The organism is Staphylococcus sp. FSL W8-0774, assembly GCF_038006785.1.
Taxonomy (GTDB): domain Bacteria; phylum Bacillota; class Bacilli; order Staphylococcales; family Staphylococcaceae; genus Staphylococcus; species Staphylococcus pasteuri.
Map to the genome: position 1 here is coordinate 826,054 of NZ_JBBOVW010000001.1, position 13,373 is coordinate 839,426.

Genomic DNA, 13,373 nt, shown 5'->3' on the forward strand with positions numbered 1-13,373 from the left:
TATTATAACAAAAATGAGGTTATTATTTTTTCAGTAAAATGTAGATACTAAATGAGTACTATATTTATGAAGAAGTAGTAATCTCATTTTAATTTAAACAAGGTTTTAAAAAGAATTTTATTAATGAAACCTATCTAAGCAATATGAGATTAACGGATTATGTTAAAATAAAAAAATAAATTAAAGAAAAAGTGTGGTAGAACAATGGACAATCATTTAATTAAATCAATCATCGAAAAGTACAATTTTTCTGAAAAACAAATTACATCAGTACTAAAATTATTAGAGGATAAAAATACTGTTCCTTTCATAGCAAGATACCGTAAAGAACAAACAGGTGGCTTGGATGAAGTTGAAATCAAACAAATTTCAGATGAATATCAATACATGGTTAACTTACAAAAGAGAAAAGAAGAAGTCATTCATAGTATCGAACAACAAGGCATGCTATCTGATGAACTGAAAAATGATATTCTAAAACAAACAAAATTGCAACGTGTAGAAGATTTATATAGACCATATAAACAAAAGAAAAAAACACGTGCTACTGAAGCTAAAAGAAAAGGATTGGAACCTTTTGCTACTTGGCTTTTACAACCTCAACTTGACGAAGCGGTTGAAGCTAAAGCTAAAATTTACATTAATGAAGAAGTTGAAAGTATTGACGAGGCAATTCAAGGGGCACAAGATATTATTGCTGAACAAATTTCTGACAACCCCAAATATCGTTCAAGAATCTTGAAAAATGTTTATCACCAAGGTCAAATAGTTACTACTAAGAAGAAAAAAGCTGAAGATGAAAAAGAAATTTTCGCTATGTACTATGATTATGCTGAACCTATTAAAAAAATGGCTAATCATAGGGTATTAGCAGTTAATAGAGGCGAGAAAGAAAAAGTATTAACTGTAAAAATTGAATTTGATACTACGCAAGTAGAAAAAGATATCGAAAAACAAGAAATTAAAAAAGAAACTGAAGCTACATATATTGTTAAAGATGCAATCAAAGATAGCTTAAAAAGGTTAATTATGCCTTCGATAGAAAGAGAAATAAGAGGCGATTTAACTGAAAAGGCTGAAAATCATGCCATTGATGTATTTAGTGAAAATTTAAGAAATTTACTTTTACAACCACCTATGAAAGGTAAACAAATATTAGGTGTGGATCCAGCGTTTAGAACTGGTTGTAAATTAGCGGTGATTAACCCTTATGGTACTTTTGTAGCTAAAAATGTGATATACCCACACCCACCTGTAAATAAATTAGATAATGCTGAAAAAGTAATCGTTAAGATGATTAATGATTATAGTGTTCAACTTATTGCAATTGGAAATGGTACAGCTAGTAGAGAAACAGAACAATTTATAGCTAATGTTATACAAAAATATAAATTGAATGTTCAATTCATAATAGTAAATGAAGCGGGTGCATCAGTTTATTCTGCTTCTGAAATTGCAAGAGCTGAATTTCCTGATTTCCAAGTTGAAGAAAGAAGTGCAGTATCAATCGGAAGAAGGGTTCAAGATCCGTTAAGTGAACTTGTTAAAATTGACCCTAAATCAATTGGTGTAGGTCAGTATCAACACGATGTTAACCAAAAAGAACTAGAAAAAGCATTAACATTTGTAGTAGAAACAGCGGTTAACCAAGTAGGAGTGGATGTAAATACAGCATCTCGTTCATTATTACAATATGTATCTGGTCTGACTTCACAAATAGCACAAAATATTATTGAATATAGAGAAGAAAATGGAGCTATCAAGCACCATAAAGAGATTGCAAAAGTAAAAAGACTAGGCGCAAAAACTTTAGAACAAAGTATTGGATTTTTGAGAATAGTTGATGGTACAGAACCGTTAGATAATACATCTATTCACCCTGAAAGCTACAATGCAACATATGAGTTACTTAAACAATTAAATCTAAAAGTTAAGGATTTAGGTAACGATACATTAAAAAATAAACTAGATTCGGTTAATATAAAAGAATTGGCTGAAGAACTTAATATAGGTGAGCCAACACTCGAAGATATTATAAATTCTCTAAAAGCACCTAATAGAGATCCACGTGATGAATTTGAAACACCAATATTAAAATCCGATGTACTATCTATTGAAGACTTAAAAGAAGGTATGAAACTTAGTGGTACCGTTAGGAATGTTGTGGATTTTGGAGCATTTGTAGATATTGGAGTAAAACAGGATGGACTCGTTCACGTTTCAAAACTATCTAAAAGGTTTGTAAAAAATCCTATGGATATAGTTAGTGTTGGGGATATAGTTGAAGTTTGGATATTGAGCATTGATAAACAAAAGGATAAAGTTGCATTGACAATGATTAACCCAAATGAATAATCAAGAACTAAAAAACTTAGTGTGTGAAATATCCATTGAATATTTTAAAATTCCTTTTCAACATGATGCATACTTTAATAGTCGACTAAGAACTACTGGCGGCAGATATATGTTAAAATCTCATAACATTGAAGTTAATCCTAAGCAATATGAAAAATATGGAAAGAAAGCAATTATTGATATAATAAAACATGAATTATGCCATTATCATTTACATTTAACTGGAAAAGGTTATAAACATAGAGATAGTGACTTTAAAGTTTTGAGTAGTAAAGTAGGGGCACCAAGATTTTGTACACCTACAAAATTTTATAAAGAAAGAGCTAATTATATATATTCATGTAAAAATTGTTTTACAAAATATTTAAGAATTAGGAAAGTAGATGTAAATAAAATGAGATGTGGAAAATGTGGAGGAAAATTAAAACTATCTGATCACATTTCTAAATGAGTTACAAATATCTAAATGCAAATTAATAGTATCAAATATAACAAGGAGTACTATGGTTAATATATTGCTATAGTACTCTTTTTGAAATTTTAATAATTTTTATTATTGACATAGTCTTTACAATGATTTATTATAAATAACGTTGCGTTAACAAAACACATCACTTTATAAGTTAATTAAGATTATTAATTTAATATTAAAAACTTGTTGACATAACATTTCAAATGTTTTACAATATATTATGCTATTAAAAAGTAGTTCGATATTTTAAAGCGTTTTGCCAGCGGTCGTGGCGGAATGGCAGACGCGCTAGGTTGAGGGCCTAGTGGGAGAAATCCCGTGGAGGTTCAAGTCCTCTCGGCCGCACCAAATAACTTAATTACATGCGGGTGTAGTTTAATGGCAAAACCTCAGCCTTCCAAGCTGATGTTGTGGGTTCGATTCCCATCACCCGCTCCAATATTTACAAAATGAACATTGAAAACTGAATGACAATATGTCAACGTTAATTCCAATAATGTAACGAAAGTTACAACAATTAATTTAGTTTTTATGAGCTAATCAAACATCATAATTTTTTATGGAGAGTTTGATCCTGGCTCAGGATGAACGCTGGCGGCGTGCCTAATACATGCAAGTCGAGCGAACAGATAAGGAGCTTGCTCCTTTGACGTTAGCGGCGGACGGGTGAGTAACACGTGGATAACCTACCTATAAGACTGGGATAACTTCGGGAAACCGGAGCTAATACCGGATAAGATTTTGAACCGCATGGTTCAATAGTGAAAGACGGCCTTGCTGTCACTTATAGATGGATCCGCGCCGTATTAGCTAGTTGGTAAGGTAACGGCTTACCAAGGCAACGATACGTAGCCGACCTGAGAGGGTGATCGGCCACACTGGAACTGAGACACGGTCCAGACTCCTACGGGAGGCAGCAGTAGGGAATCTTCCGCAATGGGCGAAAGCCTGACGGAGCAACGCCGCGTGAGTGATGAAGGTCTTCGGATCGTAAAACTCTGTTATCAGGGAAGAACAAACGTGTAAGTAACTGTGCACGTCTTGACGGTACCTGATCAGAAAGCCACGGCTAACTACGTGCCAGCAGCCGCGGTAATACGTAGGTGGCAAGCGTTATCCGGAATTATTGGGCGTAAAGCGCGCGTAGGCGGTTTTTTAAGTCTGATGTGAAAGCCCACGGCTCAACCGTGGAGGGTCATTGGAAACTGGAAAACTTGAGTGCAGAAGAGGAAAGTGGAATTCCATGTGTAGCGGTGAAATGCGCAGAGATATGGAGGAACACCAGTGGCGAAGGCGACTTTCTGGTCTGTAACTGACGCTGATGTGCGAAAGCGTGGGGATCAAACAGGATTAGATACCCTGGTAGTCCACGCCGTAAACGATGAGTGCTAAGTGTTAGGGGGTTTCCGCCCCTTAGTGCTGCAGCTAACGCATTAAGCACTCCGCCTGGGGAGTACGACCGCAAGGTTGAAACTCAAAGGAATTGACGGGGACCCGCACAAGCGGTGGAGCATGTGGTTTAATTCGAAGCAACGCGAAGAACCTTACCAAATCTTGACATCCTTTGACCGCTCTAGAGATAGAGTTTTCCCCTTCGGGGGACAAAGTGACAGGTGGTGCATGGTTGTCGTCAGCTCGTGTCGTGAGATGTTGGGTTAAGTCCCGCAACGAGCGCAACCCTTAAGCTTAGTTGCCATCATTAAGTTGGGCACTCTAAGTTGACTGCCGGTGACAAACCGGAGGAAGGTGGGGATGACGTCAAATCATCATGCCCCTTATGATTTGGGCTACACACGTGCTACAATGGACAATACAAAGGGCAGCTAAACCGCGAGGTCAAGCAAATCCCATAAAGTTGTTCTCAGTTCGGATTGTAGTCTGCAACTCGACTACATGAAGCTGGAATCGCTAGTAATCGTAGATCAGCATGCTACGGTGAATACGTTCCCGGGTCTTGTACACACCGCCCGTCACACCACGAGAGTTTGTAACACCCGAAGCCGGTGGAGTAACCATTTATGGAGCTAGCCGTCGAAGGTGGGACAAATGATTGGGGTGAAGTCGTAACAAGGTAGCCGTATCGGAAGGTGCGGCTGGATCACCTCCTTTCTAAGGATATATTCGGAACATCTTCGTAGAAGATGAGGAATAACATTGACATATTGTATTCAGTTTTGAATGTTTATATAACATTCAAATCAGCCTTTTTCAAAGAAAGCGATTCGCAGGCAATGCGTTGAGTCATTTTAAAACGGAGTTTACTTTTGTAAATGAGTATTTAAAATGATGAAAACAAAGCCGAATGCAAACGCTTGACTGAAAACAGGATATTGTACATTGAAAACTAGATAAGTAAGTAAAATATAGATTTTACCAAGCAAAACCGAGTGAATTAGAGTTTTAAAGCTTGAATTCATAAGAAATAATCGCTAGTGTTCGAAAGAACACTCACAAGATTAATAACGCGTTTCCTGTAGGATGGAAACATAGATTAAGTTATTAAGGGCGCACGGTGGATGCCTTGGCACTAGAAGCCGAAGAAGGACGTTACTAACGACGATATGCTTTGGGGAGCTGTAAGTAAGCGTTGATCCAGAGATTTCCGAATGGGGAAACCCAACATGAGTTATGTCATGTTATCGATATGTGAATACATAGCATATCAGAAGGCAGACCCGGAGAACTGAAACATCTTAGTACCCGGAGGAAGAGAAAGAAAAATCGATTCCCTGAGTAGCGGCGAGCGAAACGGGAAGAGCCCAAACCAACAAGCTTGCTTGTTGGGGTTGTAGGACACTCTATACGGAGTTACAAAAGTATATATTAGACGAATCATCTGGAAAGTTGAATCAAAGAAGGTAATAATCCTGTAGTCGAAAATATATACTCTCTTGAGTGGATCCTGAGTACGACGGAGCACGTGAAATTCCGTCGGAATCTGGGAGGACCATCTCCTAAGGCTAAATACTCTCTAGTGACCGATAGTGAACCAGTACCGTGAGGGAAAGGTGAAAAGTACCCCGGAAGGGGAGTGAAAGAGAACTTGAAACCGTGTGCTTACAAGTAGTCAGAGCCCGTTAATGGGTGATGGCGTGCCTTTTGTAGAATGAACCGGCGAGTTACGATTTGATGCAAGGTTAAGCAGTGAATGTGGAGCCGTAGCGAAAGCGAGTCTGAATAGGGCGTTGAGTATTTGGTCGTAGACCCGAAACCAGGTGATCTACCCTTGGTCAGGTTGAAGTTCAGGTAACACTGAATGGAGGACCGAACCGACTTACGTTGAAAAGTGAGCGGATGAACTGAGGGTAGCGGAGAAATTCCAATCGAACCTGGAGATAGCTGGTTCTCTCCGAAATAGCTTTAGGGCTAGCCTCAAGTGATGATTATTGGAGGTAGAGCACTGTTTGGACGAGGGGCCCTTCTCGGGTTACCGAATTCAGACAAACTCCGAATGCCAATCAATTTAACTTGGGAGTCAGAACATGGGTGATAAGGTCCGTGTTCGAAAGGGAAACAGCCCAGACCACCAGCTAAGGTCCCAAAATATATGTTAAGTGGAAAAGGATGTGGCGTTGCCCAGACAACTAGGATGTTGGCTTAGAAGCAGCCATCATTTAAAGAGTGCGTAATAGCTCACTAGTCGAGTGACACTGCGCCGAAAATGTACCGGGGCTAAACATATTACCGAAGCTGTGGATTGTCCGTAGGACAATGGTAGGAGAGCGTTCTAAGGGCGTTGAAGCATGATCGCAAGGACATGTGGAGCGCTTAGAAGTGAGAATGCCGGTGTGAGTAGCGAAAGACGGGTGAGAATCCCGTCCACCGATTGACTAAGGTTTCCAGAGGAAGGCTCGTCCGCTCTGGGTTAGTCGGGTCCTAAGCTGAGGCCGACAGGCGTAGGCGATGGATAACAGGTTGATATTCCTGTACCACCTAGTATCGTTTTAATCGATGGGGGGACGCAGTAGGATAGGCGAAGCGTGCTATTGGATTGCACGTCCAAGCAGTAAGACTGAGTGTTAGGCAAATCCGGCGCTCATAAGGTCAAGCTGTGATGGGGAGAGGAAATTGTTTCCTCGAGTCGTTGATTTCACACTGCCAAGAAAAGCCTCTAGATAGATAACAGGTGCCCGTACCGCAAACCGACACAGGTAGTCAAGATGAGAATTCTAAGGTGAGCGAGCGAACTCTCGTTAAGGAACTCGGCAAAATGACCCCGTAACTTCGGGAGAAGGGGTGCTCTTTAGGGTTAACGCCCAGAAGAGCCGCAGTGAATAGGCCCAAGCGACTGTTTATCAAAAACACAGGTCTCTGCTAAACCGTAAGGTGATGTATAGGGGCTGACGCCTGCCCGGTGCTGGAAGGTTAAGAGGAGTAGTTAGCTTCTGCGAAGCTACGAATCGAAGCCCCAGTAAACGGCGGCCGTAACTATAACGGTCCTAAGGTAGCGAAATTCCTTGTCGGGTAAGTTCCGACCCGCACGAAAGGCGTAACGATTTGGGCACTGTCTCAACGAGAGACTCGGTGAAATCATAGTACCTGTGAAGATGCAGGTTACCCGCGACAGGACGGAAAGACCCCGTGGAGCTTTACTGTAGCCTGATATTGAAATTCGGCACAGCTTGTACAGGATAGGTAGGAGCCTTTGAAACGTGAGCGCTAGCTTACGTGGAGGCATTGGTGGGATACTACCCTAGCTGTGTTGGCTTTCTAACCCGCACCACTTATCGTGGTGGGAGACAGTGTCAGGTGGGCAGTTTGACTGGGGCGGTCGCCTCCTAAAAGGTAACGGAGGCGCTCAAAGGTTCCCTCAGAATGGTTGGAAATCATTCATAGAGTGTAAAGGCATAAGGGAGCTTGACTGCGAGACTTACAAGTCGAGCAGGGTCGAAAGACGGACTTAGTGATCCGGTGGTTCCGCATGGAAGGGCCATCGCTCAACGGATAAAAGCTACCCCGGGGATAACAGGCTTATCTCCCCCAAGAGTTCACATCGACGGGGAGGTTTGGCACCTCGATGTCGGCTCATCGCATCCTGGGGCTGTAGTCGGTCCCAAGGGTTGGGCTGTTCGCCCATTAAAGCGGTACGCGAGCTGGGTTCAGAACGTCGTGAGACAGTTCGGTCCCTATCCGTCGTGGGCGTAGGAAATTTGAGAGGAGCTGTCCTTAGTACGAGAGGACCGGGATGGACATACCTCTGGTGTACCAGTTGTCGTGCCAACGGCATAGCTGGGTAGCTATGTATGGACGGGATAAGTGCTGAAAGCATCTAAGCATGAAGCCCCCCTCAAGATGAGATTTCCCAACTTCGGTTATAAGATCCCTCAAAGATGATGAGGTTAATAGGTTCGAGGTGGAAGCGTGGTGACACGTGGAGCTGACGAATACTAATCGATCGAAGACTTAATCAATTTTATGTTTTGCGACGCAAAATCATTTTACTTACTATCTAGTTTTGAATGTATAATACATTCCATTTGTCTGGTGACAATGGCAAGGAGGTCACACCTGTTCCCATGCCGAACACAGAAGTTAAGCTCCTTAGCGCCGATGGTAGTCGGACTAACGTTCCGCTAGAGTAGGACGTTGCCAGGCAAATAGAGAGACCGTAAGGTCTTTTTTTTATGTCTAAAAATGTAGTAATTTAAATCATCAATGAAGGAAAACGTTTGAAGTCGATGATTTGAGGAAAGAACGCTACGAGCTTAGTTGAGCTAAGTGAGTAAGAGAGAGACGAAAAAGAAGAAGAATGCGAGCGTTTATCTCGAGTTGAGAAAGCTCCTTAGCGCCGATGGTAGCAGACTAACGTTCTAAAGCAAAACAGCGATTTATAATCGCATAGTTGTACTTAATAGCTTTAGCTATTAAGTACAACTATATATGCTAGGCAAATAATAGGATGCGATGAGCCGCATTGAGACCGTAAGGTCTCTTTTTTTAATACATAAAAAGTGAAGTGCTTTAAATCATCAATGAAGACCGGGGCTCCAACAAAGAGAATTTTGGTAGAAAATTCAACAAGCAATGCAAGTTGGGGTAAAGGAACGCTACGATCTTAGTCAAGCTAAGTGAGTAAGAGAGAGACGAAAAAGAAGAAAAATGCGAATGATTGACTCAAATCAAGTTTAGCTCAGCAGTTTAAATAGTTCTAATAAAATTTTATTAACCATTTTTCATAAAGAATAAAGACTAAATTTTAAATAAAATAAACTCGGAGTTACATGGAAATTATTCCACTTAACTCCGATTAGTTTTTACACTAGTTAAATTAATAAAGAGTATAGCATTTTGTTTTCATTAATATATATATTTGAAGGATCAAATATACTTACTTTTTCTTTTAAATGTTGTAAATCTGCGTGATCCTTAAGTTGAATACCAATAATAACTGTACCAGTATTTTGAGATGATTTTTTTAAATACTCAAATTTGGTAATGTCATCTTGAGGGCCGAGCACATCATTAACAAATTCTCTTAGAGCTCCTGGTCTTTGAGGGAAATTAAGGATAAAATAATGTTTCATTTCTTCATATAAAAGTGATCGTTCTTCAATTTCTTTCATACGATTGATATCATTGTTACCACCACTAACTATACAAACTACAGTTTTTCCTTTAATTTGTTGACGATAGTTTTCTAAAGCAGCAACACTTAATGCACCCGCGGGTTCTGCTATAATAGCTTGCTTAGAGTACATATCAAGTATTGTTGAACATACAGCGCCTTCATCTACTTGAACATAGTCATGTACTTTAGATTTAGCTATTTCAAATGTTAAGTCACCAACTCTAGCTACTGATGCACCATCTACAAATTTATCAATTTCTTTCAATGTAACTACTTTATTATTAACGACAACAGATTCATACATACTACTAGCCCCAGCAGGTTCTACGCCAATAATATTGGTCTTAGGAGAATAATCATGGAAATAAGTACTAATACCTGAGATTAGTCCTCCACCTCCTATAGCTGCGAATAAATAATCAAACTCAATATTTTCATCTTGAGATTGATGTATAATTTCTTTAGCTAGGGTACCTTGACCAGCAATTGTATAAACATTGTTAAATGGATCGATAAATGTCATATCATGTTGTTTAGTATAATCTAATGCTTCAGCTAGACAATCATCAAAGGTATCACCAGTTAATTTTATTTCTACATTTCCGTTTCCAAAAAACTGAACTTGATTAATTTTTTGTAGGGGAGTAGTTACTGGCATAAAAATGACAGCATTTAAATCTAACTTTTTTGCAGTGTAAGCAACACCTTGAGCATGATTGCCTGCACTAGCACATGTAATACCCTTATTTTGAATTTCTTCAGATAATACGGAGATAGCATTATAGGCACCTCTTAGTTTGAATGAACGTACCCATTGTAAGTCTTCTCTTTTCAAATATACTTTACAATCATATTTTTGAGATAAATAATGATCTAATTGTAAAGGAGTCTCTTTTACTGTATCTTTAAGACGTAAAAAAGCTTTATCGATATCTTTTGTTGAAACTGTTGTTTTTAATGTCATAATAGTCCCACCCTAATGTGCTTTTTCATATTTTTCAATTAAATCTTCATACTGTAATGTTATATCTATATCATCTAATCCATGAATGAGTTTATTTTTCCAAGTTTCATCTATATCAAAATGGAAAGTTTTCTCCGGCGATGAAACTGTTTGATTTGGTAAGTCAACTGTAATTTCTTTAAAGCTTGCTAAATGCTCTCGAGAAGTTTTATCTAATTTAATAGGTAACATAGCATTTTTTGTACAATTCATGTAAAAAATATCACTATAGCTTCCTGCAATAATAATACTGAATCCATAATCTTTTAATGCCCAAGCAGCGTGTTCTCTACTGGAACCACAACCAAAATTATCTCCAGTTATAAGAATACTTGCGCCTTTATATTCTGGCTTATTTGGATTAAATTCTGGATTATCAGTTCCATCTGGTAAATAACGCCATTCATCAAATGCAAAAGGACCAAAACTTGTTTTAGATATACGTTTTAAATGAGCTTTTGGAATGATTTGATCAGTATCGATATTGTCATAGAACAATGGCACGATTTTACCTGTATAAGTGGTAATTGGTTTTATATCCATTTATATAACCACCTTTCTAACATCTACAAATTTTCCGTTAATTGCTGCTGCTGCAGCCATTGCAGGAGAAACTAGGTGTGTTCTGGCACCTTTACCTTGTCGTCCTTCAAAATTTCTATTACTTGTAGATGCGCAATGAACACCTTCTGGAACTTGGTCTGGATTCATTCCTAAACACATTGAACATCCAGGTTCACGCCATTCAAATCCTGCATCTTTAAAAATTTTATCTAGACCCATCGATTCAGCTTCTTTTTTTACAGTACGTGAACCAGGTACGACAATAGCAGTGATATTTGGATGTACGTGTTTTCCTTTTACAATATGACTAGCTTCAATTAAATCTGAAATTCTAGCATTTGTACATGACCCTAAAAAGACATATCCTAATTCTATATCTTCAGCTTTTTGACCTGGCTTTAGCCCCATGTATTGATATGCGCGTTCATCATTAGAATCTTTAATGGCAGGGAATGGCGTACTAAAGCTAACACCCATTTCTGGGTTGGTACCCCAAGTGACTTGTGGTTCAAGATTTGTAACATCAATATTAATAATTTTGTCGAAATAGGTATCTTCGTCAGAATAAAGTTGTTTCCATTGTGGTATCATTTCATCTATATTTTTAGCGAATTGACGTCCTCTTACATATTCAAATGTAATCTCATCTGGTTGCATCATCCCATATTTTGCGCCTGCTTCAATAGCCATATTACAAATAGTCATTCTAGCTTCCATTGATAAACTTTTGATTGTTTCACCGGTGAATTCTAGAGCATATCCAGTACCAAAATCTACACCATATTGATTAATAAGATAGAGGATAATATCTTTTGCATATACTCCATTAGGTAACTTTCCTGAAATATCGATTTTTAAATTTTTGGGTTTTGTTTGCCACAACGTTTGAGTAGCAAAAACATGTTCAACTTCACTTGTTCCAATACCAAATGCAATTGCACCAAAAGCACCATGTGTGGCTGTATGAGAATCACCACAAACAATCGTCTTACCTGGTTGAGTTAGACCAGTTTCAGGGCCGACCATATGTACGATTCCTTGTTCATCTGACCCCATATCAAATATATGAACACCGAAATCTTGTGCGTTTTTTTGGAGGGTAGTTATTTGTTTGTTTGCAATTTCATCTTTGATATTAAAAATATCTATAGTAGGTACATTATGATCTAATGTAGCAAATGTTAAATCTGGACGACGTAGTTTTCTTTTTTGTAATCTTAATCCTTCAAAAGCTTGAGGCGAAGTAACTTCATGTATAAGATGTAAATCTATATATAATAATTGAGGGTCACCTACATTTCCATGTAAGACATGTTTATCCCATACTTTATCAAATAGTGTTTGTCCCATAAGATGACGCCTCCCTTAAGTGTAATCTTCTTTTAGTAGTTTAATGATTTCGGAAGTACGATATGTTCCTCCTAAATCTGACGTACATTTTCCTTCTCTAATAAATTGATAAATTTTATCTTCTAACTCATTAGCTGCTGCAACTTCATTAAAACTTTCCCTTAAGCACATAGCTAAAGATAGTAACATTCCAAATGGATTAGCAATATCTTTTCCTGCTATATCAGGTGCTGATCCATGAATAGGTTCGTAAAGTCTAGTTCCATCTTTACCAAAACTTGCTGATGGAGATAATCCTAGCGAACCAGGAATAACTGAAGCTTCGTCACTTAAAATATCGCCGAATAAGTTTTCAGTTACGATAACGTCGAATTGTGTTGGTCGCGTAATCAAATGCATACTACATGCATCAACAAGTAAATGTTCTACTTCTACGTCAGGATAATCTTTCTTAACTTCATCAACAGTTTTTCTCCAAAGTTTACTAGAAGAAAGCACATTTTCTTTATCTACAGAAGTTAATTTCTTATGACGTTGTTGTGCTAACTCAAATGCAACTCTTAAAATTTGTTCGATTTCATCAAGGGTATAAGTTAAAGAATCTAAAGCATGATGTTCTGAGAGTTCTCTTGGTTCTCCAAAATACAGTCCGCCAGTGAGTTCTCGTACAATAACTAAGTCTGTGCCCTCAACTCGATCTTGTTTAAGTGGAGAGAGGTGACTTGTTCCATTTGTAACAATAGTGGGGCGAATATTAGCATATAAATTAAGTGATTTTCTAAGTTTTAATAATCCTTGTTCAGGCCGTAAATTTGGATTACTCCATTTCGGACCACCAATAGCTCCCAATAATATTGCATCAGCATTTTGACAAGCTTTTAACGTCTCATCAGTTAGGGGAGTGCCATAGTTATCTATAGCTGCTCCTCCAAAATGATGTGTATCTATATGATAATCAAATTGATATTTCTGACTAATTTTCTCTAAGATACCTAGACTTCCATTTAGTATTTCTGGTCCTATGCCGTCTCCAGGTAAAGCAACAATGTTATAGGTCATGA

Annotated in this window: 6 protein-coding genes, 2 tRNA genes and 3 rRNA genes; 7 read left to right on the forward strand and 4 right to left on the reverse strand. The window is 38.4% G+C overall.

The window, feature by feature from the left end:
* The first annotated feature begins 204 nt into the window (after positions 1-204).
* The 7 genes from NSQ15_RS03975 (at position 205) to rrf (ending at position 8,422) form a co-directional block, all read left to right on the forward strand.
* Complete coding sequence (locus NSQ15_RS03975; RefSeq protein WP_213406307.1) at positions 205-2,355, forward strand: Tex family protein; 2,151 nt, start codon at positions 205-207, stop codon at positions 2,353-2,355.
* Positions 2,348-2,806: a SprT family protein gene (locus tag NSQ15_RS03980; protein ID WP_070452926.1), complete on the forward strand. Its 459-nt coding sequence runs from the start codon at positions 2,348-2,350 to the stop codon at positions 2,804-2,806. The genes NSQ15_RS03975 and NSQ15_RS03980 overlap by 8 nt, the downstream gene beginning before the upstream one ends.
* Before the next feature lie 283 nt (positions 2,807-3,089).
* Positions 3,090-3,175 (forward strand) — tRNA-Leu (locus NSQ15_RS03985).
* A gap of 16 nt (positions 3,176-3,191) precedes the next feature.
* Positions 3,192-3,265 (forward strand) — tRNA-Gly (locus tag NSQ15_RS03990).
* Positions 3,266-3,383: 118 nt separating this feature from the next.
* A 16S ribosomal RNA gene (locus NSQ15_RS03995) occupies positions 3,384-4,936 on the forward strand.
* Positions 4,937-5,316: 380 nt separating this feature from the next.
* Positions 5,317-8,238 (forward strand): 23S ribosomal RNA (locus NSQ15_RS04000).
* A 69-nt stretch (positions 8,239-8,307) separates the two neighbouring features.
* Positions 8,308-8,422 (forward strand): 5S ribosomal RNA (gene rrf / locus NSQ15_RS04005).
* Together the 16S, 23S and 5S rRNA genes with 2 tRNA genes alongside form the textbook arrangement of a ribosomal RNA operon.
* Before the next feature lie 668 nt (positions 8,423-9,090).
* Here the strand turns inward: rrf and ilvA are convergent.
* The 4 genes from ilvA to leuB are packed head-to-tail and all read right to left on the reverse strand — an operon-like array spanning position 9,091 to position 13,371.
* Complete coding sequence (ilvA, locus tag NSQ15_RS04010; RefSeq protein ID WP_017638122.1) at positions 9,091-10,359, reverse strand: threonine ammonia-lyase IlvA; 1,269 nt, start codon at positions 10,357-10,359, stop codon at positions 9,091-9,093.
* Between the two features lie 12 nt (positions 10,360-10,371).
* Positions 10,372-10,941, reverse strand: coding sequence for a 3-isopropylmalate dehydratase small subunit (gene leuD / locus NSQ15_RS04015; RefSeq protein ID WP_070452041.1), 570 nt, complete (start codon positions 10,939-10,941; stop codon positions 10,372-10,374).
* Positions 10,942-12,312 carry a 3-isopropylmalate dehydratase large subunit gene (gene leuC, locus NSQ15_RS04020; protein WP_340746954.1) on the reverse strand — a complete coding sequence of 457 codons (1,371 nt, stop codon included), beginning with the start codon at positions 12,310-12,312 and terminating at the stop codon, positions 10,942-10,944.
* 15 nt (positions 12,313-12,327) lie between these two features.
* Entirely contained in the window at positions 12,328-13,371 is a 1,044-nt protein-coding gene (leuB, locus tag NSQ15_RS04025) for a 3-isopropylmalate dehydrogenase (protein WP_340746955.1), read from the reverse strand.
* Positions 13,372-13,373: the final 2 nt, after the last annotated feature.